This is a genomic window from Delftia lacustris (assembly GCF_040267515.1).
GTDB lineage: Bacteria > Pseudomonadota > Gammaproteobacteria > Burkholderiales > Burkholderiaceae_C > Comamonas > Comamonas tsuruhatensis.
Genome location: NZ_CP141274.1, coordinates 4,990,120 through 5,015,971, shown reverse-complemented (window position 1 = coordinate 5,015,971; position 25,852 = coordinate 4,990,120). Strand labels below are relative to the sequence as shown.

The 25,852-nt window shown below is 65.6% G+C and carries 19 protein-coding genes and 1 pseudogene; 18 read left to right on the top strand and 2 right to left on the bottom strand.

Annotated elements, in window-relative coordinates; genetic code table 11:
• Window positions 1-100: 100 nt before the first annotated feature.
• The 14 genes and pseudogenes from U6958_RS24475 to U6958_RS24410 all read left to right on the top strand — a co-directional run bounded on the left by U6958_RS24475 (window position 101) and on the right by U6958_RS24410 (window position 21,141).
• On the top strand, window positions 101-4,795 hold the full coding sequence (locus tag U6958_RS24475) for an RHS repeat-associated core domain-containing protein (protein ID WP_350337288.1): 4,695 nt from the start codon (window positions 101-103) through the stop codon (window positions 4,793-4,795).
• A gap of 4 nt (window positions 4,796-4,799) precedes the next feature.
• Entirely contained in the window at window positions 4,800-4,997 is a 198-nt protein-coding gene (locus U6958_RS24470) for a hypothetical protein (protein WP_047218304.1), read from the top strand.
• Between the two features lie 81 nt (window positions 4,998-5,078).
• Window positions 5,079-5,553: pseudogene (locus U6958_RS24465) on the top strand (RHS domain-containing protein); the annotation flags it as partial.
• Window positions 5,554-6,673: 1,120 nt separating this feature from the next.
• Window positions 6,674-7,978 carry an SGNH/GDSL hydrolase family protein gene (locus tag U6958_RS24460; protein WP_074923818.1) on the top strand — a complete coding sequence of 435 codons (1,305 nt, stop codon included), beginning with the start codon at window positions 6,674-6,676 and terminating at the stop codon, window positions 7,976-7,978.
• A gap of 103 nt (window positions 7,979-8,081) precedes the next feature.
• Window positions 8,082-8,600, top strand: coding sequence for a sigma-70 family RNA polymerase sigma factor (locus tag U6958_RS24455; RefSeq protein ID WP_074923820.1), 519 nt, complete (start codon window positions 8,082-8,084; stop codon window positions 8,598-8,600).
• Window positions 8,601-8,609: 9 nt separating this feature from the next.
• Complete coding sequence (locus tag U6958_RS24450; protein WP_074923881.1) at window positions 8,610-9,647, top strand: FecR domain-containing protein; 1,038 nt, start codon at window positions 8,610-8,612, stop codon at window positions 9,645-9,647.
• Window positions 9,648-9,800: 153 nt separating this feature from the next.
• Window positions 9,801-11,615, top strand: coding sequence for an ABC transporter ATP-binding protein (locus U6958_RS24445; protein ID WP_074923823.1), 1,815 nt, complete (start codon window positions 9,801-9,803; stop codon window positions 11,613-11,615).
• Window positions 11,609-13,420, top strand: coding sequence for an ABC transporter ATP-binding protein (locus tag U6958_RS24440; RefSeq protein WP_074923825.1), 1,812 nt, complete (start codon window positions 11,609-11,611; stop codon window positions 13,418-13,420). The genes U6958_RS24445 and U6958_RS24440 overlap by 7 nt, the downstream gene beginning before the upstream one ends.
• Window positions 13,417-14,421: an ABC transporter permease gene (locus U6958_RS24435; protein ID WP_074923828.1), complete on the top strand. Its 1,005-nt coding sequence runs from the start codon at window positions 13,417-13,419 to the stop codon at window positions 14,419-14,421. The genes U6958_RS24440 and U6958_RS24435 overlap by 4 nt, the downstream gene beginning before the upstream one ends.
• Entirely contained in the window at window positions 14,421-15,392 is a 972-nt protein-coding gene (locus U6958_RS24430; protein ID WP_046988636.1) for an iron chelate uptake ABC transporter family permease subunit, read from the top strand. Before U6958_RS24435 ends, U6958_RS24430 begins: the two co-directional genes overlap by 1 nt.
• Before the next feature lie 63 nt (window positions 15,393-15,455).
• Entirely contained in the window at window positions 15,456-16,496 is a 1,041-nt protein-coding gene (locus U6958_RS24425) for a siderophore ABC transporter substrate-binding protein (RefSeq protein WP_074923831.1), read from the top strand.
• An 86-nt stretch (window positions 16,497-16,582) separates the two neighbouring features.
• Window positions 16,583-19,105: a TonB-dependent receptor gene (locus U6958_RS24420; RefSeq protein ID WP_074923834.1), complete on the top strand. Its 2,523-nt coding sequence runs from the start codon at window positions 16,583-16,585 to the stop codon at window positions 19,103-19,105.
• Window positions 19,106-19,245: 140 nt separating this feature from the next.
• Window positions 19,246-19,566: a metalloregulator ArsR/SmtB family transcription factor gene (locus tag U6958_RS24415; RefSeq protein WP_074923837.1), complete on the top strand. Its 321-nt coding sequence runs from the start codon at window positions 19,246-19,248 to the stop codon at window positions 19,564-19,566.
• 42 nt (window positions 19,567-19,608) lie between these two features.
• The gene (locus tag U6958_RS24410) at window positions 19,609-21,141 is read left to right on the top strand and encodes a sigma-54-dependent Fis family transcriptional regulator (protein ID WP_074923840.1); all 1,533 of its coding nucleotides are present in this window, start codon (window positions 19,609-19,611) and stop codon (window positions 21,139-21,141) included.
• Between the two features lie 217 nt (window positions 21,142-21,358).
• On the opposite strand, the gene U6958_RS24405 is transcribed toward U6958_RS24410, so the two are convergent.
• Window positions 21,359-22,024, bottom strand: coding sequence for a hypothetical protein (locus tag U6958_RS24405; RefSeq protein WP_016454040.1), 666 nt, complete (start codon window positions 22,022-22,024; stop codon window positions 21,359-21,361).
• Between the two features lie 52 nt (window positions 22,025-22,076).
• On the opposite strand from U6958_RS24405, the gene U6958_RS24400 reads away from it, so the two are divergent.
• Entirely contained in the window at window positions 22,077-22,469 is a 393-nt protein-coding gene (locus tag U6958_RS24400) for a hypothetical protein (RefSeq protein ID WP_350337287.1), read from the top strand.
• Window positions 22,470-22,545: 76 nt separating this feature from the next.
• Here the strand turns inward: U6958_RS24400 and U6958_RS24395 are convergent, their stop codons facing one another.
• Window positions 22,546-22,839: a hypothetical protein gene (locus tag U6958_RS24395; protein ID WP_244160576.1), complete on the bottom strand. Its 294-nt coding sequence runs from the start codon at window positions 22,837-22,839 to the stop codon at window positions 22,546-22,548.
• A gap of 107 nt (window positions 22,840-22,946) precedes the next feature.
• On the opposite strand from U6958_RS24395, the gene U6958_RS24390 reads away from it, so the two are divergent.
• The 3 genes from U6958_RS24390 (at window position 22,947) to U6958_RS24380 (ending at window position 25,696) form a co-directional block, all read left to right on the top strand.
• Window positions 22,947-23,624, top strand: a complete 678-nt coding sequence (locus tag U6958_RS24390; RefSeq protein ID WP_208607089.1) for a LexA family transcriptional regulator — start codon at window positions 22,947-22,949, stop codon at window positions 23,622-23,624.
• 213 nt (window positions 23,625-23,837) lie between these two features.
• Complete coding sequence (locus U6958_RS24385; RefSeq protein WP_074923843.1) at window positions 23,838-24,572, top strand: hypothetical protein; 735 nt, start codon at window positions 23,838-23,840, stop codon at window positions 24,570-24,572.
• Between the two features lie 2 nt (window positions 24,573-24,574).
• Complete coding sequence (locus tag U6958_RS24380) at window positions 24,575-25,696, top strand: hypothetical protein (RefSeq protein ID WP_244160577.1); 1,122 nt, start codon at window positions 24,575-24,577, stop codon at window positions 25,694-25,696.
• The last annotated feature ends 156 nt before the right edge of the window (window positions 25,697-25,852 follow it).

Below are 25,852 nucleotides of genomic sequence, written 5' to 3'. Positions count from 1 at the left end.
GTCTCCATCTGCCTGGGATGAGGCAATGTGAAGCAATTGCCGCTCTGGATACAGCGATACGAAGCGACTGCGCCATCAAGTCCACTCAGGAGAAGTCCGCATGAGTGGCCAACCCGCAGCCCGCATCACCGACAGCGTCGTCAAGGGCAAGATCGTCACCGGCTCGCGCACCGTGCTCATCGGCAGCCAGGGGGGCCTGGCCTGCTCCGTCTGCCCAGGTGGCATCACCGTCAGCTCCCCCGTCAACCCCCAGCTGGGCGCCAAGGTCCTGCTGGGTGCAGAAGACCTGGACTTCGCCCTGCCATCGGCTGCGCTGCCCGTGGCCTGGCAGCGCCAGTACAGCAGCTACGTCAACCCCGAGCACGGCGCTGCCTGCGGCCTGCTGGGCCATGGCTGGCACCTGCTGCAGGAGCTCAGCATCCGCCTGCAGGAAGAGGCCACCTTGCTGCTGGACGCCAGCGGCCGCGTCATCACCTTCGACCAGCCTCTGGCCCCGGGCGGCCAGCTGCACAGTGCCAGCGAAGACATCTGGCTGCTGCGCGGCGGCAGCCCGGAGCCGGACGGCGGCACAGCGCCCTGGGCTGCGAACCCGCGCTGGTCGCATGTGGAGGCGGCGCTGGCGTGCAATCCCGAGGCCATCCTGGCCTTCAGCGGCGATGGCGACACCCTCTGGGGCTTTGGCCCCCCGCCCGGTGAGTCGGTCGATGGCCCCTGGCGCCTCATGGCCCAGATCGACCGCTACGGACGCCGCCAGCTCTACCACTACAGCGACGGCAAGACCACGGCCCCGGACGTCAACGGCAGTCCGGAACCGCTGCCCGCAGGCCGCCTGGTCTCGCTGAGCGACGGCACAGGCCGGCGCTACCGCCTGCTGCACCAGCGCATCCACGGCGGCAAGGACGCGCAGGGCCTGAACGGACTGTGGGGCGCCGACGATGGCTGGCGCCTCATCGGGGTCGACCTCACGCAGGACCCGTTGCATCCCCTGTCCACCCCCATCACGCTCGTGCGCTACGGCTACAGCAGTGCAGGCGATCTCATCACCGTCCACGACCGCGCAGGCCAGCTCGTGCGCGAATTCGAATGGGACCACCACCGCATCAGCGCCCACCGCCATGCCAGCGGACCCTGGCACCGCTACCGCTACGAGAGCGCCCAGCCCGGCGCCCGCGTCATCGAACACAGCAACCAGGAAGGGCTGTCCTACCGCTTCGACTACCTCAGCCAACCGCCGGGCCCGGACGGCCAGCCGCGCGCGGCCACCCGCGTCAGCGACAGCCTGGATCGCATCGAGACCTACTACTTCGAAGGTGCGGCGGGCCTGTCGCGCCTCATCGCCCACCACAAGGCCGACGGCAGCCGCTGGCTGCAAAGCTACGACAGCTTCGGCCGCCTGGCCTCGCGCACCGACCCGCTGGGCCGCAGCGTCCACCTCAGGCGCGACGGCCAGGGCCGGCTCATCGGCGTGCAACTGCCCGACGGGCGCAGCACCCAGCAGGAACACGACGAAGCCACGGGCCGCCTGCTCGCCTCCACGGACCCGGCAGGCGCCACCACCGGCTACCAATACGACGCCTGGGGCCGTCTCACCCAGATCACCCAGGCCGACGGCAGCACCGAGCGCTACCACTACCCCGACCCCCAGGAAGCGCCGCTCACCTGCGACAGCCCCCGGCGCATCGAAGACGCCCAGGGCGGCAGCAAACAGCTGGCCTGGAGCGACGCGGGCCAACTGCTCAGCTACACCGACTGCTCGGGCCACAGCACGCACTACCACTACGACCGCTGGGGTGCACTCATCGAAGTGGGCAACGCCCTGGGCCAGCGCCAACGCCACCAGCGCGACGGCCAGGGCCGCATCGTGGCCAGCGAACTGCCCAACGGCCAGATCGAGCGCTACCACTACGACAGCGCAGGCCACCTCACGCGCATCGAACCGGCCCAACCCCCGCTCACCCCTCTCATGGGGGGACAAAGCCCTGCTGCACCGGCCGCCGACCCCAGCATCCACCTGCGCTACGACCTCTGGGGCAGGCTGGTCCAGCGAACACATGGCGGCCTCACCCTGGCCTTCGAATACGACAGCGCTGGCCGCCTCACGCGTCTCGTCAACGAAAACGGAGCCCAAAGCCGCTTTGCCTGGGACGCGCTGGACCGGCTCGTGCAGGAAGAAGGGTTTGACCAGCGGCTGCAGCGCTACCGCTGGGATGCGGCAGGCCAGCTCATGGAAGCCACGGACGGCAACGCTGCACGGCAAAGCAGCAGCCACTACCGCTGGGACGAAGGCGGCAGATTGGTCGAACGCCAGCTGCCCGCCACGGCCCATGCGCCGGCCCAGACCCACCGCTACGAATGGGATGCGGCCGGACGCCTCATGGTCGCCAGCGTCTGGCAGCACACCGTCGAGAACACCGCAGAGAACACCACCCAACTGCAAAGCCGCATAGCACTGGAACGCGATGCCCTGGGCCGCATCACCGCAGAAGTGCAGCAGCTGTACCGCCCAGGCAAGGACGGCGGCGCAGACCAGATCGAATACGAACACCGCATCGCCCACAGCCTGGACGCGTTGGGCGCACGCCAGCACAGCCAGCTGCAAGGCCTGGGAAAGATCGCCTGGCTCACCTACGGCTCAGGCCATGTGCACGGACTGCAGCTCAACGGCGCCGGCCTCATCGACTTCGAACGCGACGCCCTGCACCGCGAAGTCCGCCGCAGCCTGCACCCACCCACCCCCGCAGCAGAAGCAGATGCAGAAGCAGATGCAGACGCAGACGCAGACGCACACCACCCCCTGCAGGTGCAACGCCAATGGGACAGCATGGGCCGCCTCACGGCCCTGGGCACCACAGGCCTGCAAAGCACGGAAGGCAGGGATCACCTCGTCCAGCCCCTCATCGGCCAGATCCTTGGCCGCCGCTACCACTACGACAGCCTGGGCCAGCTCGTTGCCATCGAACAGGCCGGCGCCCCGAGCCAGGCCGCACAACTGCTGCGCTACGGCTACGACAGCGCCGGGCGCCTCAGAGCGGCCACCGACAGCCAGGACCCCCAGACCACCGCCCGCTGGCAGATCGACCCTGCCGGCAACCGCCTGCCCGCACTCGGTGCACCCGGTGCACCGGGCCAGACGAACACCCAGGACAGCTGGGCCGCCCAGGTCCATGCCCACTGGCGGCACACCGACTTCAACCTCATGGGCCTGGGCCACCTTGCAGGCCAGCGGCAAGGCCCCGTGCAGCGCTGGGAAGACAACCGCATCGGCTTCACCGAAGACCGCGTCTGGCGCTACGACCCCTGCGGCAACCGCATCGCGCAAATGCATGCAGACCACAGCCAGCAGCAACTGCACTACGACGGAGCACACCAACTCATCGCCGTGCGCAGCAGCCAGATCCAGGGCAACGCCGAGCAGTTGCGCCACCACAGCCGTTACACCTACGACGCCCTGGGCAGGCGCCTGAAGCAGCAGGTCGAAAGCGCGGACTCCACAGAATCCACCCGCACCCACTACTACGGCTGGGACGGCGACCGCCTCATCCACACCGAGCGCCTGCAGCACGGCAGCGACACCCGCCACATAGAACACACCATCTACGAACCGGGCAGCTTCACGCCCCTGGTGCGCCTGAGCACCACGGCCAGCGGCGACCCCCAAGACGAGCCCCACCTGCTGGTGCAAGCCATCACCGCAGGCCTGCCCGACCCGGACGACCCCAACCACACGCCGGCCCTGGCCCTCATGCAAACCATGCTCGACGCCATGCCGCGCGACATGCAGCAAGACGCCGCCCGCCACCTGCGCCACACCCTGGAGCACGGCCTGCCGCCCAGTGCCCAGGCCATGCTGGGCGAACAGGCCGAAAGCACCACCCGCCTGCTCAGCGGCATGCAGACCCAACTGCAGAAACAGGAAAAAGAACAGCACGCCCGCATCGCCATCCACCACTACCACTGCGACCATCTGGGCACGCCCATGGCGCTGACGGACCAGACCGGCCAGGTGGTCTGGGCCGCAAAGCTGGATCCCTGGGGCAATGTGCTGCAGGAGTACAACCCGCAAGGCATCCACCAGGCGATCCGGCTGCCGGGGCAGCACCATGACAGGGAAACGGGGCTGTATTACAACCGGCATCGGTATTACGATCCGGTGGTGGGGAGTTATATCAATCAGGATCCGATCGGGTTGATGGGGGGATTGAATATATATTCTTATACAGGTGGGGAGCCGATTAGCAGAATAGATACTTTAGGCCTTTCATTTTTTGCATCATTGCCTTCCTTGCCGCAAGGGGTCGTTGACTTTTCGGCAGGAATGGGTGATGGGATATTGAGTACTATGAGTTTTGGATTACTTAAAGGTCAATCTCTGCGTGACTCTTTGGGGGTGGATGGCGGAATTGACAAATGTACAGGTGCATACAAGTCAGGTGTTGTGACCGGCGCAGCGGCAACACTTGCCACTAACGCGGTAGGTGCAATTCCAAAAACACTTACACACTTCACAACTGAAGCGGGAGCAGCAGGTATCGCACAGTCGGGGATAAAATCCTCAAGTGCTGGATTATTTGGTGCTGGTAAATACGCATCCTCAGTGGGGGGATATCCAAGGAATCCTTTTGTGCCACCTGGTTCTGCCATACCGGTGGCTATTAATAAAACGACTGGTTATGTAAGAGCGGTGCCGGGAACATTTGTCCAACCAACCACGGGAGGAGCAACTCAGCTGGTCGCTATGAATGCTGGTTATGGGGCTGTTGCAAATCAAAATAATTTTACTTGTCAATGCAAATAACCATATGATCATAAAAATCTCAAAGAAAAAATACCAGATTGTTTTGATGTTAGGAAAAATATTGGGGATAATTTTCTTCTTTGCTGGCGTTGGAATGTCTATTGTTGCAGACAATAGATGGTTTTTTCTGATTGGGGTTCTTCTGGCGTGGATTTTAAATTATCCAATAATCAGGGGTGTATTGGCGGAGGAGGCAGATTAGTGGGGTATCAGGGTGAAGGATCCACTGAGATTTCTGAAAATCTCATCGTTTGACTTTGCGATATAACTCTTATTTAGTGCCGTGCAGCAAGACGCTGCCCGCCACTTGCCCCACACGCTGGACCTGCCGCCCGGCGCCCAAGCCACGCTGGGTGAACAGGCAGACAGCACCCACACGCCTGCTGGGCAGCATGCAGGCCCAGCTGCAGGAACAGGAAAAAGAACAGCACGGCCGCATCGCCATCCACCACTACCACTGCGACCATCTGGGCACACCCATGGCCCTGACGGACCAGAACGGCCAGGTGGCCTGGGCCGCGAAGCTGGACCCCTGGGGCAATGTGCTGCAGGAATACAACCCGCAGGGCATCCACCAGGCGATCCGGCTGCCGGGGCAGCACCATGACAGGGAGACGGGGCTGTATTACAACCGGCATCGGTATTACGATCCGGTGGTGGGGATTTATGTCAATCAGGATCCTATTGGGTTAAGCGGCGGCATGAATAAAAGTATCTATCCATTGATTTCATTACAAAAAATTGACCCATTAGGGTTATGGGCTTCCCAGAAAGGCGCATACGTGCATCAAAGAGCCGGTTATTTGGTTTTTGGCAAAGAGATAAGTCAATCACAATTGTCGGCCGTCGCAAGAGGTCATGTGTGGGCCGATAGCGCTGAGCACCAAACGCCGGAGTTTAGTCATATGCACGCGATGCGACGCCCCGGTCAGACCAAAGCAGGGGCATGTGCCGCCACAAATAAATTTATAAAAAATGAATCGCAGAAAGCGCTGAACGCCAAAAAATCTGGCGATATGGACTCAGCACTATTCCATTTCGGCGCGGCATTGCACACTATACAAGATGCGACGTTCCCATTTCACTCGGGTTTTCAACTGTGGACTGGACAAGAGAGTGCTGCGGAAATTCTTATTCATATAGGCAAGGAATCGATTGTCCCCAGTAAGGATAGCTCTCTATTTGAGAGTGCAAAGAAGGCGTGGGAAGCATTTAAATCCGGCGACATAAATGGATTCACCTGCCCCTGTAAATAAAATGAGGAATTACAGTTTCATAGCATGCACAGCATTTATGTGGCCCGCTACCTGCTGGGCATCAGGCGATATATCTGCCATCTATTTAATTTCAGTAGATACGCTGGTTTTATATTCTCAATATATTGCGTAACAAAAATCAAATGTACGAAGAATAAAGTATATGCAATGGCATATATTTTCCTTCTATTTCTTTTTAAGAGCATTATTAATTTCAAAATACCTTTTATTGATAATAAATTTTCCATAATAACATCAACTTGTATTTTTGTTATAACAAGTGTTTGCATCATCATCCGTTTCAAGAAATAGTATATATACAAAATATACTATGGAAAGCTCCGTCTAAAATTGGTGATAAAAAAGCGCCACGGCGCACAGCACAAAGCAAGTTCAGTTAAATGCAGCCTAACTTCAAGGGCAGGAAAAGAATGGCAACGGCGCATCGCCATTCCCTGCCATCCCTGCGACCATCTGGGCACGCCAAACCCATCCTCGCTGCCAAAGCACAGCACAGGCCTCATCGTGAATTAAATTCACAGATGGTGTTCCAGCAGACCGTCTAGTCCCGCGCAGCCCTTGAATCCATGATCCCGCCATCGACAGACATCGGATTCCTTGCATGCGGCAACTTTTTCCATCGCTTTCCACGGCCTCGGGCGCGGCCCTTCTGGCGCTTGTGATTTCCACGCCAGCCATGGCGGATTCAACGGTGCCGGCGGGTTCGGCTGAAGCCTCCAACTGGGCTGCCACGTGGCAGGCCAGCCCGCAGCCAGTCTGGGGGGCGGACTTCCTCTTTCCTACCAACCTGCCCGCCGTTCTGCAGGACCAGACCGTGCGCCAGGTGGCGCGCATCAGCCTGGGCGGGCCGCGCCTGCGCATCGTGCTGTCCAACGCCTATGGCGGCCAGCCTGTGACCGTGGGCAGGGCGACCGTGGCAAAGCCGTTGCCGGAGGGCGCCATTGACGCTGGCAGCCTGCAGGCCGTGACTTTTGGCGGCAGCGCGCAAGCCACCATTGCCGCAGGCGCATCCCTGGTCAGCGACCCTGTGGCCTTGCCTTTGGCGGCGCTGTCGCAGGTGGCCGTGAGCCTGTACCTGCCCGGCGCCATGCCTGTGCAGAGTTTTCACTGGGATGGGCGTCAGACCGGCTGGATCGTGGCGGGCGACCAGTCCGCGGCTGCGGCGCTGCGGACTTCGGCTCCTGGCACGCTCAGCAGCACGGCCCGCCCGCTGTTGGCGGGTATTCAGGTCGAGGCCGACCCCGCGGTGCCCGTGGTAGCGGTGATGGGCGACTCCATCACCGACGGTGCCACGGCCAGCCTGGACAGAGACAGCCGCTGGCCGGATTTCCTGGCCGCGCGCCTTGCGCCGCACGGCGCGGCGGTGGTCAATGCCGGCATCTCGGGGGCGCGCCTGCTGTCCGATGGCATGGGCGAGCATGCCCTGGCGCGGCTGGAGCGTGATGTGCTGGCCCAGCCCGGTGTGCGCAGCCTCATCGTGCTGCTGGGCATCAACGATATTTCCTGGCCCGGCACGGCCTTTGCGCGGCGGGCGCAGCGACCCACGCTGCAGGACATGGCAGAGGGCTATCGCCAGCTGGTTGCCAGGGCGCGCAGCCACGGCCTGCGCGCGATCGGCGCCACCTTGCCGCCTTTCGAGGGCGCCTTGCCAGGCACGCCGCTGGACGACTACTACCAGGACGGCAAGGACGACCTGCGGCGGCAGGTGAATGCATGGATACGGTTGGGCGGCGCCTTCGATGCCGTCATCGACTTCGACGCCGTGCTGCGCGACAGCGCCCACCCGGCACGCATGGCGGCGCGCTTCGACTCGGGCGACCACCTGCATCCTGGCGACGAAGGCAACCGCGCCATGGCCAACGCGGTAGACCTGAACGCCATACTGCCCGGCCTGCCGCAGCGCTAGTGCGTCGCGGCGGCGGGGGCTGGCTTCCATATAAAATGCAAATGGTTCTCATTTGTCATACGTCCCCGGCGTGCCTGCGCCCTGGGGCACAGGGAGGGGTACTGTGGCCGCCGCCGAGTTTGCGCATCAGCAACAAGTCGAAATTCTCTACACCGATCACCACGGCTGGCTGCGCGGCCTGCTGCGCCGCAAGCTGGGCAATGCCTTTGATGCGGCCGATCTGGCGCACGACGTCTACCTGCAACTGCTGCGCACGGGCCGTGTTCCGCCGGCCGATGAGCGCCGCCGCCATCTCACCCAGATCGCCAATGGCCTGGTGATCGACCTGTACCGGCGCCGCCGCGTGGAGGCGGCCTATCTTGAAGCGCTGGCCCTGCTGCCCGAGCAGATGGCTCCCTCCGAGGAAGCCCGCGCCCTGGCGCTGGAGGCGCTGGTGGAGATCGATGCCGCGCTGAACGGCCTGCCGCCCAAGGCGCGCAAGGCCCTGCTGCTGTGCAAGCTCGACGGCATGGCCTACCGAGATATCGCGGCCGAGCTGGGCGTGTCCGTGTCCTCGGTGGAGAAATACATCGCTGCCGGCCTGCTGGCCTGCTACCAGGCGCTGCACGGCGCCGTGTGCTGAGTGGCCGGCATGTCTTCATCTCCGGCATCGGCCGCGTCAGCCGCATCCACTGACGCCTGCGCAACTGCGTCCGCCAGCGAGCTGCTGGAGCCGGCCATTGTCCAGCGCGCCGCCGAATGGATGGCCCGGCTGTGGGCTGACGACGCCAGCGATGAAGACCGAGCCGCCTGCGCCCGCTGGCGTGCCGAGCATCCGCGGCACGAGCTGGCCTGGAGCCGGCTGCAGGCCTTTGACGACAAGCTGCGCAGCGTGCCCGGCGGCATCGCGCGGCATACGCTGGCGGACACCTCCGCTGCGTCGCCGGCGCCCCGGGGCCGCCGCCGTGCCATGCAGTTGCTGGGCCTCATGGCCACGGCCGGAGGCATTGCCCATGTGGTGCGCGGCACCGATGCATGGCAGGTCGCCGCCGCCAGCCATGGCACGGCGCGTGGTGAAGTCCGAGAGATCACGCTGCCGGATGGCACGCAGGTGGTGCTGGCCTCGGCCTCGGCCATCGACCTGCGCTTTGACGGGGCCGAACGCCTGATCCTGCTGCGCGCCGGAGAAATCCTCGTGACCACCGCGCCTGATCCGCAAAGCACACCGCGCCCGCTGCGCGTGCGCTCGCGCCACGGCACGGTGCAGGCCCTGGGCACGCGCTTCACCCTGCGCCAGGAAGATGAGCAGTCCCGCGTGACCGTGTTCGAGGGCGCGGTGGAAGTGCGTCCCGCCCGGGCGCCGGGCCAGGTGGTGCGCGTGGAGGCAGGGCAGGGCGCCGTCTTCTCCGGCGATCTGGCCCAGCCCCCGGTGGCCGCGCAGGAAAGCGCCGCCGCCTGGGCGCGCGGCGTGCTGGTGGCCGACAACATGCCGCTGGGCGAGCTGGTGGCCGAGCTGGCGCGCTACCGCACGGGCCTGCTGCGCTGCGACCCGCAGGTAGCCGGCCTGCGCGTCACGGGCGTGTTCTCGTTGCGCGATACCGACCGCGCCCTGCAGAACCTGGCGCTGGGCCTGCCCGTGCAGGTGGTCGCGCGCACGCGCTACTGGGTCACGGTGCAGGCGGCGGGCTGAGGCGCCTTTCATCGCGGCGCCTTCCTCGTCTCTCGGAACCCGTTACCGGCTGATTCAACTTCCTCGCCCTGCGGATTGAGGGTTTGGCGTTCTCGTTCGGAAGACAGGCAAGAGCCCTTGTTTTCTGTTCCGCCATGCCTTCCAGGAAATCCCATGCACTCCACCGATGCCGATGACCCCCAGGCCGGCCCCGGCCCCATTGCGCAGACGCTGCAGCCCATCCGCGCGCAGCTTGTTCTTGCCGCGCTGCTGTCGTTTGCGGGCGCCGTGCTGGCGCTGGCGCCGCTGGCGGGCATTGCCCACATCGCGCGGCTGGCGCTGGCCGATGGCGGCATGGTGGCGGCCGATGCCTGGCGCGTCATCGCGCTGTGCCTTGTCTGCCTGTTCGCGGGCATGGCCCTGGTGTCGGCGGGCGAGCTGGTTGCCCATCTGGCCGACAACCGCCTCACCCACGGGCTGCGCCTGTCGGCCATGCAGCGGCTGGCGCGCGTGCCGCTGGGCTGGTTTACCGAGCGGGCCTCGGGCCAGGTCAAGCAGGCCATGCAGGACGACGTGGCCACCCTGCACGAGTTGACCGCGCACTTCTACACCACGGTGGGGCGCGGCGCGGGCACGGTGGCCGCTTCTGCGGTCTACCTGGTGGCCATGGACTGGCGGATGGCCCTGGTCTCGGCCCTGCCGTTCGGCATCTTCTTTCTGGTGATGCGCCATGCCATGCAGGCCAGTGGCGCCCACATGCCGGCCTTTGGCGCGGGGCTGGCGCGCATCAACAACGCGGTGGTGGAGTTCGTGCACGGCATTCCCGTGGTCAAGGCCTTTGGTGCCAGCGGGCGCGCCCATGGCAGCTACCGCGAGGCCGTCGATGGCTTTACCGATGCCTTCCTCGGCTTTGCGCGTCCGCTGGTGTCGGCGCGCGCCAATGCCAATGCGCTGATCGCGCCCGTGGCCGTGCTGGGGGTGGTGCTGGCCTTTGGCACGCTGTTCACGGCCCTGGGCTGGATGGCGCCCGTGGACGTGCTGCCCTTTGCCCTGGTGGCGCCGGGCATCAGCGCGCCGCTGCAGCTGCTCAGCTTCAACCTGCATGCGCTCAACCACGCCACGGGCGCCGCCCAGCGCGTGCAGGCGCTGCTGCGCACGCCCGTGCTGGAGCAACCGGCCGCCCATCAATGCAGGCTGCCCCAAGGCTGCGAAGTCCGCTTCGAAGGCGTGGGCCATGCCTACGAGGCGGGGCATGACGTGCTCAAGGGCATGGATTTCACGCTCAGGCCCGGCACGGTGACCGCCGTGGTGGGGGGCTCGGGCGCGGGCAAGTCCACGCTCGCCCGGCTGCTGCTGCGCTTCTTCGACCCGAACGAAGGGCGCATCACGCTGGGCGGGGTGGACCTGCGGCAGATCGAGACCGCACAGCTGTACCGCCACCTGGCCTTTGTGCTGCAGGACGTGCGCCTGGTGCATGCCAGCGTGCGCGAGAACATCGCACTGGGCCGGCCCTCGGCCAGCGCGCAGGAGGTGGAAGAGGCGGCGCGCGCCGCCCACATCCATGAACGCATCCTGGCGCTGCCGCGCGGCTATGACTCGGTGATCGGCGAAGACGCCCAGCTGTCCGGGGGCGAACAGCAGCGCCTGAGCATTGCGCGCGCCGTGCTGCTGGATGCGCCCGTGCTGGTGCTGGACGAACCCACGGCCGCTGCCGATGCCGAGAGCGAGGCCGCCATCCAGGAAGCCCTGTCGCGCCTGGCCGCCGGACGCACCCTGCTGGTCATCGCTCACCGGCTGGATACCGTCATGCATGCGGACCAGATCCTGGTGGTGGAAGGCGGAGCCATCCGCGAGCGCGGCCGCCATGCCGAGCTGCTGGCGCTGGGCGGACGCTACGCACGGCTGTGGGCGCTGGGCGGGTGCGAGTCACAGCCCTCCCAATCCCTGCCTTCCACCCCCGCCCTGGCCCCGGAGCTGCCCCCATGCTGAAGACCCTGATGCAACTGCTGGGCGACGACGCCCGGCTTTTCCGCCGCTATGCCTGCATGGCCGTGCCGCATGGCCTGCTCAGCGGCCTGGTCGTCACGGCCCTGGTGCCCGTGCTGTCGCGCCTGCTGGCAGGCGATACGCGCGGCGCCGCAGCCTGGCTGGCCGTGCTGCTGGCGGGCGTGGTGCTGTGCTGGGCCTGGCAGCGCCAGGTGGAAAAGGCCGGCCTGGGCCTGGGCGCCGCCGTTCTGCGCGTGGCGCGCCACCGGCTGGGTGACCATGTGGCTCGCCTGCCCGTGGGATGGTTCACGCCCGAGAACACGGCCCGGCTCAACCACGTTGTCTCGCAGGGAATGATGGAGGTGGCCCAGCTGCCGGCCCATGTGTTCACGCCCGTGTTCAGCGGCGCCGTGGCGCCCGTTGCCGTGGTGGCCGCGCTGTGTGCCATGGACTGGCGCATGGGCCTGATTGCGCTGCTGGCGCTGCCGCTGCTGGCAGGCGTGCTGCTGGTCACCGCGTACCTGGGCCGCCGTGCCGACGAGCGCCTGCAGCGCAGCATGGCCGGCGCCAGCCAGCGCATGGTGGAGTTTGCGCAGGCGCAGTCCGTGCTGCGCGCCTTCAATGGCGAAGGCGGCGGCACGCGCTGGCTGGAGCAGGCCCTGGGCCGGCAGCGCGCATCGGGCGCGCAATCCATCCGCTTGGCGGCGCTGTCGGGCGTGCTCAACGGCTGGGCCGTGCAGGCCGTGTTTGCGGCCCTGCTGGTGGCCGGCGCGCTGTGGCTGGACGAGCGCCTGGGCGGCGTTGCAGCACAGGGCATGGGCATGGGAATGGTAGCCGCCATCCCCGTGATCGTGGCCCTGCTGCTGGCCTGCCGCCATGTCGATCCGCTGCTGGAGGTGGCCGGCTACGCCGACTCGCTGCGCGCCGCGCGCGTGCAGCTCGATGCCGTGCGCGACATCCTCGCGGTCCAGCCGCTGCCCGAGCCTGCCGTGCCCCAGGCGCCGCGCGATGCCTCGGTGGAGTTGCGCGATGTGGTGTTCCGCTACGCGCCGGGCCAGCCCGAGGTGCTGCGCGGCCTGAGCCTGCGCGTGGAGCCGGGCTCGATGACGGCGCTGGTGGGCGCCTCGGGCTCTGGCAAATCGTCCGTGCTGCGGCTGGTCGCACGCTTTTTCGATGTGCAGCAGGGCAGCGTTCTGGTGGGCGGCATCGACGTGCGCCAGATCGCGGGCGAGCGGCTGGCCGGGCAGATCAGCCAGATCTTCCAGGACAGCTACCTTTTCCAGGGCTCCATTGCCGACAACATCCGCATGGGCCGCCCGCAGGCCAGCGATGCCGAGGTGATGGAAGCCGCCCGCCAGGCCGGCGTGGCCGAAATCATCGAGCGCCTGCCGCAGGGCCTGGACACGCCGGTGGGCGAGGGCGGGGCGCGCCTGTCGGGCGGCGAGCGCCAGCGCATCGCCATCGCGCGTGCGCTCATCAAGGATGCGCCCATTTTGCTGATCGACGAGGCCACGGCCGCGCTGGATGCCGAAAACCAGGCCGCCATCGCCCAGGCGCTGGCGCGGCTGCGCGGCCGGCGCACGCTGATCGTGATTGCCCACCAGCTGTCCACCGTGGCCATGGCCGACCAGATCATCGTGCTGGACCAGGGCCGCGTCAGCGAGCAGGGCACGCCGCAGCAGCTGGCACAGGCGCAGGGCCTGTATGCGCGCTTTCTGGCGCGGCGGCGCGCCGCCAAGGGCTGGCGCATTGCGGGCACGGACACGGTAGCGGGCACGGGCACGGGCACGGGTGAGGACCTCCGTTGAGCGAGCCTGCGAAGCCAAAGACAGGGACGCAGGTCCCGCGCCTGGCGCCGTGGCTGCTGCCGTTTGCCGCGCTGTGCTGCGCCTCCGTGCTCACCGGCGCGCGGCAGGTGGAATGGGGGCAGCTGCTGTCGCTGTCGGGCGATGCCTGGCTCACCCTCACGGCCAGCCGCCTGCCGCGCCTGGCAGCGCTGGTGCTCACGGGGGTGGGGCTGTCGGTGTGCGGCGTCGTGCTGCAGCAGATCGTGCAGAACCGATTTGTGGAGCCTGCGACCTGTGGGGGGCTGGATGCGGCCAAGCTGGGCATTCTGGTGTCGCTGACGGTGGCGCCCGCCTCGGCCTTCACCTCGGGCGCGTGGGGCGTGGCTTGGCGCATGGTGTTCGCGCTCGTGTTCTGCCTGGGCGCCAGCCTGCTGTACGTGGCCATCATCCGCCGCATGCGCCTGCGCAACCTGGTGCTGGTGCCCGTGGTCGGCCTGATGTACGGCAGCGTGCTCAGCGCCATCGCCGAGTTCCATGCCTTCCGCCACAACCTGCTGCAAAGCATGCAGGGCTGGCTGCTGGGCGACTTCTCGCGCGTCGTGCAGGGCCACTACGAGATCATCTACCTCATCGTGCCCATCGTGGTGCTGACCTATGCGTTTGCGCACCGCTTCACCGTGCTGGGCATGGGCGAGGGCATGGCCACCAGCCTGGGGCTGAGCTATCCGGCGCTGGCCACGCTGGGCCTGGTGCTGGTGGCGGTCACCGTCTCGGCCACGGTCATCACCGTGGGCGCCATTCCCTTCGTGGGCCTGGTCATTCCCAACCTGGTGGCCATGCGATGCGGCGAGAACCTGGGCCGCACCCTGCCCATCGTCGCGCTCAGCGGCGCCTCGCTGCTGCTGGTCTGCGACATCGTGGGCCGGCTGATCATGCACCCCTTCGAGGTGCCGATCGGCCTGACGGCGGGTAGCGTGGGCGGCGTGCTTTTCCTCGTGCTCATCCTGCGCAGAAGGCCGTGATGCGCAAGGCCTTGCCTCACACCACCGCATGGATTGCGGCTGCCGTGGTTGCCGTGGTTGCCGTCGCGCTGGCGGCCTGCTTCGTGCTGCTGGGCTCGGGGCTGGACTTCGGCTACGTCATTGCACGGCGGCTGACGCGGCTGTCGGCCATCGTCATCGGCGGCATCTGCATTGCGCTGTCGTCCATCGTCTTCCAGACGCTTGCGGGCAACCGCATCCTCACCCCCGCCATCATGGGCTACGAGGCGGTCTACCTGCTGCTGCAGGCGCTGCTGGTGCTGGCCATGGGCGTGCAAAGCCTGGTGGTGCTGGGCCCCAGCGGCAACTTCTGGCTGTCGGTGGCCTGCATGCTGGGCTACTCCTGGGTCCTGCACCGCTGGCTGCTGGGCGGGGGCCGCGACAACGTGTACTTCCTGCTGCTGCTGGGCCTGGTGCTGGGCATGGTGATAGGCACCTTCACGCAGTTCGTGCAGCTGCGCATCAGCCCGGGCGAATTCTCGGTGCTGCAGGGCTACAGCTACACCTCGTTCAACCGCGCCCGGCCCGCGCAGCTGCTGTGGTCGGCACTGATCGTGGCCGTGGCCTGCGTGATCGTGCGGCGCAGCCTGCCCGTGCTGGACGTGCTGGCCCTGGGGCGCGAGCAGGCCATCTCGCTGGGCGTGCACTACCAGCGCCAGCTGCGCCTGCAACTGGCGCTGATTGCCGCGCTGGTGGCGGTGTCCACCAGCCTGCTGGGGCCCACGGCCTTCATGGGCATCTTCGTGGCCCACATCAGCTATGCGCTGGCGGGCACGGCGCGCCACCGGGTCACGCTGCCGCTGGGCTGCGCCGTGGCCGTGTCCATCTTCCTCGCGGCGCAGCTGGCGGTGGAGCATGTCTTCAACTACCGCACCTCGGTGGGCATCCTGGTCAACCTGGTATGCGGCAGCTACTTCCTCGCGCTCATGGTGCGCGGGCGCGGGCGGGCCTGAGCCGGCCCCGGCTTCCCAAAAACACCCAACGCAATGCATCCCATTTTTCAGGAGAGAAAGCCCGTGACCCGTCTGTTCCGCGTTCCCCATCACGCTCCCATGTTGGCCCTGGCCGCTGCCCTGGCCCTGTCGGCCTGCGACCGGCCCGCCAACCCGTCGGCACAGGCCGCAGCGCCGCAGGCGGCGGGCACCGGCGAGTTCAAGCCCGTCACCGTGCAGCACCAGCTGGGCACGACGGTGGTGGAGCGCCCGCCGCAGCGCGTGGCCGCGCTGGACATGAACGAGGCCGACTTCCTCGACCAGCTCGGCGTGCCCATTGCCGGCATGCCCAAGGACTTCGTGCCCCACTTCCTGGCCCGGTACAAGGACGATGCCAACGTGCAGGACCTGGGCTCCATCGTCCAGCCCAACCTGGAGCGCGTGCATGCGCTCAAGCCCGACCTGGTGCTGATCTCGCCCATCCAGGCCAGCGCCTACCAGGAGCTTTCGGGCTTTGCGCCCACGGTTCATTTCGACGTGGACTTCAGGAACAGCGGCACCCGGCACCTGGACACCGTGCGCGATCATCTGCTGACCCTGGGCCGCATCTTCGGCAAGCAGGACCTGGCGCGCGCCAAGGCCGCCGAGATGGACGACAAGGTGGCCCAGGCCCGGCGCGCCACCGAGGGCCGTGCGGAGACGGCCCTCATCGTCATGCACAACAACGGCGCCTTCACCTCGTTCGGGCCGCAGTCGCGCTACGGCTTTGTCTTCAACGCGCTGGGCGTCAGGCCCGCCAGCACGGCGGCCGAGGCTGACCTGCACGGCCAGCCCATCTCCAGCGAATTCATCCAGCAGGCCAACCCGGACATCCTCTACGTGATCGACCGCACGGCCATCATGCAGCGCCGCCCGGGCATGGATGCTGCCGGCATGGACAACCCGCTGCTGCGCCAGACCAGCGCCTGGAAGAACAACCGCGTGGTCTTCGTCGATTCCGAGGCCTGGTACGTCACGGCGGCCAGCGTGACCTCGGTGAAGCTCATGGTCGATGACGTGCTCAAGGGCTACGGCGATGTGCCGGCAGCGGGCGCGGGCCCGGTGGCCGCTGCGGTTGCAAATTGATCGCATTCTCGATTGAGGGTTTGTCGTTTTCGTTCGGAAGACAAGGTGAAACACCCAACGCCTACCCGAATCGAAAGGAGTCCCGCATGGCACTACGCCATCCATCCCGTCCCGCGCACAACGGCGCATCGCGCGCCCTGCCGCACCCGGCCTTTGCCTGCAGGCACACGGCCATCGCCGTGCACATGCTCTGCATGGCGGGCCTGGCACTGGGGGGCCTGGCCGTGGCCATGCCGTCCGCGCTGGCGCAGGCGGCTGCCCAGGGGGCCGCATCTGGAGCCGCCTCCGGGGCGGCACCCGGCGAGGCCCGCCGCGCCTTCAGCATCCCGGCCGGCCCGCTGGGCCAGGCGCTCAACGCCTTTGCCGCATCGGCCGGCGTGGAGCTGACGGTGGATTCCAGCCTGCTGCAAGGCCGCAGCAGCGCAGGCCTGTCGGGCAGCTACAGCGTGGCCGAAGGCTTTGCCGAGCTGCTGCGCGGCCAGGGTCTGCGCGCCCTGCGCGAAGCCAACGGCAGCTATACCCTGGGCCGCGACCGCAACGCGGCAGCGCCCGTGGACGGCGGCGTGCTCATGCCTGCCGTCACCGTGCGCGCACAGGCTCAGCAGGCGCCGGAAGCCTATGCCGGCGGCCAGGTCTCCACAGGCGGCCGCATGGGCCTGCTGGGCGACAAGGACTTCATGGAGACGCCCTTCAACACCATCAGCTACACCGAGAAATTCATCGCCGACCGCCAGGCCCGCGACATCACCGACGTTATCTCGGCCGCCGACCCCACCGTGTTCAGCACGGGCATGACCGGCATCATCAGCGAGAACTACTCCATTCGCGGCTTCAGCTCCAGCATTGGCGATGTGACCTTTGGCGGGCTGTTCGGCGTGGCGCCGTTCTACCGCGCATCGCCAGAAATGTTCGAGCGCGTGGACGTGCTCAAGGGCCCCTCGGCCCTGCTCAACGGCATGCCGCCCGGCGGCTCGGTGGGCGGCACGGTCAACCTCGTGCCCAAGCGCGCGGGCGACGAGACGCTGACGCGGCTGACCACCTCCTTCATGTCGGATGCGCAGCTGGGCGCCCACATCGACCTGGGCCGGCGGTTCGGCGAGCGCAAGCAGTTCGGCATCCGCTTCAACGGTGTGCTGCGCGACGGCGACGGCGCCGTGAACCACCAGGAAAAAGAGACCCGGCTGGCCTCGCTGGGCCTGGACTGGCGCGGCGACCGTGCCCGCCTGTCGGCCGACCTGTACAGCAGCGAGGACCGCACCGACGGCCTGAACCGCGGCATCAACCTGGCCGCAGGCCTGCCCGTGCCCAGGCCGCCCAAGGCCGACACCCTGCTCAACCCCAGCTGGGCCTTCTACGACACCAAGGACAAGGGCGCCATGGTGCGCGGCGAACTCGACCTGGGCGACCGCGTCACGGCCTATGCCGCCGTGGGCACCAGCAAGACCCGGTACCGCTCCACGGGCGCCTATCTGATCCAGGTCTTCAACACGGCCGGCGACTACCGCACCAACCTGGCCGACCTGGGCTTCGAGATGGACAAGAAGTCGGCCGAGGCCGGCCTCAAGGGCAAGTTCAACACGGCCGGCGTGGGCCACCAGTGGGCGCTCAATGCCACCTACTACACGCATACCGACAAGCAGTTCGGCCGCCGCAACGTGCTGGCCCAGGACTGGATCACCAACATCTACCACCCCATCTGGGGCCCGGCCACCAGCTTCAACGCGCCCCCGATCTCGCGCACCGAACTACGGCTGACCAGCATCGGCGTGGCCGACACCCTGTCTTTTGCGCAGGACCGCGTGCAGCTCACCCTGGGCCTGCGCCGCCAGCAGGTGCTCAGCGACACCTTCAACGTGGCCACGGGCGCGCGCACCGCGCGCTATGACGAAGGCGCCACCACGCCCGCCGCCGCGCTGCTGGTGAAGGCCAGCGAGCGTGTCTCGGTCTACGCCAACTACATCGAAGGCCTGAGCCAGGGCGCCACCGCACCCATGACGGCGGCCAACGCGGGCGAAGTGTTTGCTCCCTACAAATCCAGGCAAAAGGAGCTGGGCCTGAAGCTGGACCTGGGCGACTTCGCCCACACCTTCAGCCTCTACGAGATCCAGCGGCCCAACGGCTACACCGATCCCGTCTCCAACGTCTTCTCCTTCGGCGGCGAGCAGCGCAACCGGGGCGTGGAATGGGGCTTCTTCGGCAACGTGGCCACGGGCGTGCGCCTGATGGGCGGCATTGCCTACGTACAGCCCAAGCTCACCCGCACGGCAGGCGGCGTGAACCAGGGCAAGCTGGCGGCGGGCGTGCCCAGGCTGCAGGGCAAGCTGGGCGTGGAGTGGGACCTGCCCGCCGTGCAGGGCCTGACGCTGACGGCCAACGCCACCAAGGCTTCCAGGCAGTACATCAATGCCGACAACTCGCTGTCCGTGCCGGGCCGCACCGTGTTCGACATCGGCGCGCGCTACGTGACCACGGCGGCCGGCCATCCGCTCACGCTGCGCGGCAGCATCACCAACGTGGCCAACAAGGCCTACTGGGCCACGCCACTGTGGACTAGCCTCGGGCTGGGCGCACCGCGCACCTTCATGCTGTCGGCCACGGTTGATTTCTGAGCGATGACAGGGCGGCTTGCCTTCCATCAAGCCGCACCGAGCCTGCGCTGCCGCCCTGCGGGCTATAAACTAGCCCGGTCGGGCGGCAAAGCATGCCGGCCCCCTTGCCCTCCCGCCGTATACCAGGATGACAGACGCCTATGGACAGCCGCAATGACAGCATGGACCTGAGCGACGACAGCGTTTTCGAGAGCGCTGCGGAGTTGTTCCGTGCCATGGCGGCGCCCGTGCGCCTGAAGATCATCAGCGTGTTGTGCAATGGCGAGAAGAACGTGACCGAGCTGCTCGCCAGCATCGCCACCACGCAGCCCAACATGTCCCAGCACCTGAACACGCTGTACCAGGCCGGCGTGCTGGGCCGGCGCCGCGAAGGCGTCAGCATCTACTACTTCATCGCCAACGAGCAGGCTGCGCAGATGTGCAGCGCCATCTGCACCCAGGTCGCCATCGAGCAGGGCTGAGTGCCGCAGCCTGGCAGGGGCGACTCGGCTAGGATGCCATCCATGCCGCCCACACCCACCCTGGTCCAGCCCCTGCCGCTCGATGCCGACGGCATCCTCGCGCTGGCAGCGCGCTCCATGTTCCAGCTGTTCTCCACCATGAGCCAGGGCATGTTCCTGGCCGACAGGGCGGGGCGCATCGTCTGGGTCAACGAGGGCTACCAGCGCTTCCTGCCCGACCTGGGCGTGGCCTCGGTGGATGAGTTCCTGGGCCACATGGTCGAGGACGTCATTCCCAACACCCGCATGCGCCGCGTGCTGGAAACCGGCGAGCCCGTGCTCATCGACCTGCTCACCAACCGTGCCGGCACCTTCGTGGTCAGCCGCATCCCGCTCAAGGACGATGCGGGCGCGGTCATCGGTGCCATCGGCATCGTGCTGTTCGACCAGCCGGAGACCACGCTGCAGCCCCTGATCAGCAAGTTCGCCGTTCTGCAACGCGACCTGGACGAGGCCCGGCGCGAGCTGGCCGCCCAGCGCAACCGCAGCCTGCGCGTGGCCGTGCAGGGCGAGCGCCGCGCCAAGTACAGCTTTGCCAGCTTTGTCGGCAGCAGCCCGGCGGCCGTGGAGGTCAAGCGCCAGGCGCGCCGCGCGGCCCAGTCGCTCAGCCCCGTGCTGCTGCTGGGCGAGACCGGCACCGGCAAGGAGCTGCTGGCCCATGCCATCCACGCCGCATCGGCCCGCAGCGGCGGCCCCTTCGTCACCGTCAACATCGCCGCCGTGCCGGACGCCTTGCTGGAGGCCGAATTCTTCGGCGTCACCCCCGGCGCCTTCACCGGCGCCGACCGCAAGCCGCGCGACGGCAAATTCAGGCTGGCCGACGGCGGCACGCTGTTCCTCGACGAAATCGGCGACATGCCCCTGAACCTGCAGGCCAAGCTGCTGCGCGCGCTGCAGGAAGGCGAGATCGAACCGCTGGGCTCCAACCAGCTCGTGCGCTTTGACGTGCGCGTGGTCGCCGCCACCTCGCGCGACCTGCCGCAGATGGTGCGCGACGGCCGCTTCAGGGAAGACCTCTTTTACCGCCTGCACGTGCTGCCCATCCGCGTGCCCCCGCTGCGCGAACGCAGGCGCGACATCCCGGCACTGGTCGAAGTCCTCTCCGAAGAACTGGCCCTGCGCAACGACATGCCCCCGCCCGAACTGCTGCCCGACGCCCTGGCCCTGCTGGCCGGCCAGACCTGGCGCGGCAACATCCGCGAACTGCGCAACGTGCTGGAGCAGGCCGCCATGCGCAGCGAAGACACCGCCATCAACGCAGAGCAACTGCGCGAAGTGCTGCGCTCATCCGGCGTGGAACCCGCCGCCCCCGCGCCCGGCCCAGAGACTGCACCCGCCCCGTCCTCTGCCCACAACAGCCCCGCCGACACCGACCTGCTGCGCCCCCTGGCCCAGCAGGTGGCCGAGCTGGAGCGCAAGGCCATCACCGCCACCCTGGCCGCCAACAGCGGCAACAAACTGGCCACGGCGCGCCAGCTGGGCATCTCGCGGGCCACGCTGTATGACCGGATGGCGGTGCTGGAGCTGCAGGGCTGAGTCACCCGCCGCCTGCAAGCCGTACCGTCGCCAGGTATCGGAGCGATGCTTTGCTGGCATGCCCATACCGCTTGCTGCCCGATGAATATTCGGCGTTCAGAGCTTTCTTGGCGTGCTTCTGGGCAACCGGGGTCTGTAGGTTCCACGGCGCAATTGCGGTGGTGAGAGTCCTAGGGAAGTTGCAATAGATGCTTCTTGCGGCATGGTGATGGGAGTACTACTTTGGCTGATAGGCACGGCCCCCGTTTGCCACCCACAATCTATGGCTCATTCCATAGTAGCCAATGACTCCTTGCGTCATCTGCTTTTTTGCGGCATCCGTGCCGTGCATCCGGTAGATGTTTCTGATGTGCTCGGCCTCGCGGATGTATTGGCTTTCCATGGCGGCATTGAGGGATGGGCGCAAGGGAATTCTTGCAGCAGGTAGCTCGTCTAGCATGGACCTGATCGAGGTCAGGAGATGTTGGTGCTCCACCAATTGTTCAGGCACTGGGTGGCCGCATGCTGCCAGTGCCAAGTCGACGATCCGGCTTGCGTATGGAAGGCTGGGGCGGCGGTCCTCCAGCATGGCGCGGTATTCAGGGGCTGGGGCCAGCGCCGCTAGGAGTGCACCCCAGTTGGACTCTCGCCAGCCGTAGCAAAAAAGCAGATCGTGTAGCAGCGATCTGTCAAAGGCATTGAGGCTGGTGCGAAGAAAATACAGCGAGTCCAGCGGCTCGCAGCGTACTTCGGGGTACAAGGACAGGAACTTGCGGTAGGTGCTGCCCCCGTGGTGGATCGTCTTGAGCAGACGAAGAATTCCACCATTGCTGATCTGCAGGGTTTGAAAAGGTGCAATGCTGATGAATCCAAGGGCATCGCCTGCGAAATAGCGTGGCGTCATGTCATGGGAATGGCTCTGGGGTAAAAATAAATCATCCTCAGGAGATAATTTTGTGAAAATTAAATATAGTAAAAAATGGATATTTATCATCCTGGGGATGGTAGTGTTTACGGTATTGCTTTTGCTGTTCATGATACCAAAGAAACAAGGTGAGAGCATCAGCCCGCGCGGTGTTTACAGGGTTGAGTACTATTACGTGCCATTAGCCCAGAAACTGATTTATCACCAGATGAAAATGCCCATGACTGTGCGTCTTTATGAAGTAAAAACAGGTAGACTTATTTCTGAAAGCGCTGTGGTGGATCTTTGGCTGAATGGCTCAATATATTGGTATCTTGAACCGCCAATGAATAGCATTATGGTGGGAAATGATGTGATATTTGAAAATATTCCAAGGGAGTGCCAAGATTGCCCAAGATTAACTCTTGAGCAAATGACAAATTAGGTCATCGTTGCCAGTAGATACGGACTACCGCCCACAACACATCCCGCTGCGCCGCCGTCACCACATCCAGTCAGCTCTAGTCCCCTGCTCTGAGCTGCACCTGCCAGCGCGGCATCAGCGCGTGCAGAGCCAGCGCCACATCTTCCGGCCCCGGCCGCAAGGGCATGCCTGGCGGCAGATCCACCGACTGCCACATCTCCCGCCGCAGCACGGCAGCGCAGCGCCGCACACACCACCAGGCGCCATGCGGATCGGCCCTGCCCGCATCCGGCTGCCCCGACCAACAGGCCCGGCCCGATGGCGCGCGGGCGGCGTACTTCCAGCGTGCGGCGAAGCGCAGGCCGGGGGTGAAGTGGTGGGTGATGTGCATGGAATAAGGGCAAGCGTGCATTCACAGAAACGATCAATCGCCATTGCATCGTTGGAATCGCTTCTTGTTAACACCCTTTGGTGTAATTCGTGGGCTCAAGTACACCCATGAGCGACACGTCAAATATCCGTTGTGCGAACTTGAATGCCTTTTGCCTGCGCTTGGGCAGGACCAGTCGGAAGGGCGACAACTCGGGCTCCCCTTTGGAGTTGATCAATCGACTTGGCCGGACATCGAGTTATTGGTCTGATCGCTTGAGAGGGAGAAAGCCAATAGGCGCGAAGCTGGCGCGGGAGATAGAAGAGGCGCTGAACCTGCCGAAATATTCCCTTGACGGGGATGAAGAACACAGCGACTTCGTTCAGGTCTCGCAACTCAGCGTCGGCGTGACCGAAGACTCGGATGTTGGGAGCGCTCTTGTGGCGGAGCTTGGCGCATTGCAGTTCCGGCGCGACTTTTTGCGCTCAGTTGGTGTCAGTGCGGTGAACGCGGCCCTCGTCCATGTGGCAGGAACCAGCATGGAGCCCACGATCCGGGATGGGGCCGTGCTCTTGCTCAATCGTGCGGATGGAACGCCGCGCCGTGGCAGCGTCTATGCATTCGCGTGGGAAGGGCAGATGCTTGTGCGGCGCTTTCAGCGGGTGGGCGATGTTTGGCATGCAGTGGCTGACAACGCTGATAAAAGCGAGCACCCGGATATCGTCATTGCCGGGAAGGCAGAGGGCCTGGTGCAGAGGCATATGGGTTGGGGCCAAGCTCTGAGTCTGTCGTTGCTTGGTGGCTGACTCTTTCATCCGTCGCGGACACTTGAATGCTTTGTGCATGCGTTTGGGATATGGCAGTCGCAGAGCCAAGCGCTTGGCTCTCCCTTGGAACTGATCAACCGGCTTGGCCGGTCGCCCAGCTTTTGTAAATCACCGTCTCGCGACATTGCTGTCATTGAGCAACCGCACCCGCTGCGGCGAGAATGGCATCATGCCGACAGAACGGAGTGACATATGACAAGCCGGATATTGACGGTTGGACTTCTTGCGACGCTGTGCGTTGCGACAGCACAGGCACAGACCCCGCCGGACCTTGCCGATCTTGTCGGCGCGCGCGGCGCCGGCGGGGAAACCCAGATGCAGGCGCGTGGCTACCAGCAGGTGCGCGCCACCCGCGTGCGGGAACAATCCTGGACCTTCTGGTGGAGCGACGCGCAGCGTGCCTGCGTGGCGATTTCCACCGACGATGGCCGCTACGCGTCGATCAACCGCATCCCTGAGCAGAACTGTCGTCCTGGAGGCGTGGCAGGCGACATACCGCCGCGCCCGCACCAGCCGGACGCGCTCACACTCATCTGTTACGGTCAGGGCGAGCATGCAGTGTTCTCCAGCCACTCGGGCTACGAGTGGAACGACAGGCGCAAGCACTACGAGCCCACGCAGCGCGTGGAGTCTGCGAACGAGCAGTTCCAGACCGGCGTGCAGTTCGAGTTCCGCGATGGCCGGGGACGCATCCACCTGAGCGACAAGATGATTCCGCCCCTGCATTCCGGCGGCGTCGACGGTTGGTGGCAGCTGGAGGATGTGCAGATGTCGCCCGACCGCATCACGGCGCGCTATCAGGTCAACGGCCTCAACAGGCTCAGCGTGAACATCGACCGGCGTACCGGCATGGTCGAGATCAAGGACAAGCCCGGCTTTGTCGGCAAATGCGACCAGGGAGACTGGGGCGCGGGCCGCAAGTTCTGAAGATGGAGGCCTCCACCCCTACAACCGACAGCGGCCCTGTGCGCAGCACGCTGTCAATCCGCTTGACCACATTGCTGTGGGCAGTGCTTGTGCTTTGTTTCGTGGCGGGCCTGCCGATCCTTCTCGGTGCGAGTTGGCTCTCGCTGCCTGCTTTGCTACTAGCAGCCGCGCTGATCGCGGTTCCGCTGGTCTGGACTTGGCGGCGGATCTCGCGTTCGTCCAGGGCACGGTCCTGGGCTGCAAGTTGGCTGCATGGCACCGTCGGATTGTGGTTTTTGTTGTGCGGATTGGCGGCAGCACCGGTGTATGTCCTTGCCGTCATGACGGAGACACGTCCAGCCATCGTGCCCACCGTCACCATGTCCAACGGACCCCGCACCGTCGTGCTGCAAGGCATGCAGCACGTGGGTGCCGAGCGGTTCTTCAAGACCATCGTCTACGACCTTGAGAAGGCATTAGCCGACGGTTATGTGTTGGCCTACGAGGGCGTGGCCAACAGCGATCCGGAACCCGACGCCTGGTTCAAGAAGGTCCTGACCCAGGGTAAAGACCTTGGCGACAGCTACCGAGAGCTCGGCCAGAACTGCGGTCTCGCCTACCAGATCGACTACTTCGGGCCGGTGGTGGCTGATGCCAAGGCCCACCCCGAACGGCACGTGACCATGGACGTGGACACGCGAGCGATGAAGCAGGAGTACGACAGATTGGTGCAGAGCGACCCAGCCTTCGCGGCAGCGATGCGCCAACGTGAAGTGCAGCAAGCCACCGACGCTGAAGACGATTCATCGGAAGTCGTGGCGCGTGTGATCGAATGGCAGAAGTCTGGCGATGAGCGGCAGGTCACGCTCGCCGGCACACTGTGCCGCGGGTTCATGACCTATGTGATGCGCCGTTCCGGCCAGGGCGGCGGCGGGGACCTGGACCCGGTGGTGCTCGACTTCCGCAATCGCCACCTTGCAAGGCAATTGCTGGATGACAAGCGCCCGAAAATCTACGTCACGTATGGCGCTGCGCATCTGCCAGGCGTGATGGAAATCATGCAGCGTGAGCCAGGCTGGAAGGTGGAGTCGGTGAAGTGGATGCGCACCATCTCGGCGCCTGAGCATCTGGAGGGGCGGCTTTAACCTGGCGGGGACGCATGGCGCCGAGTGTCTTGGTCGAGACTGCTGTCCGGTCTTGAAAACAGACAACACCCGCGCAGCATTCAGCCTCGATTCGCGTCTCTTGATGCACCAAGCGCGCTGCTGCTCGTGCGGAGCAGGGGGCCTGTGCGGCGGCTC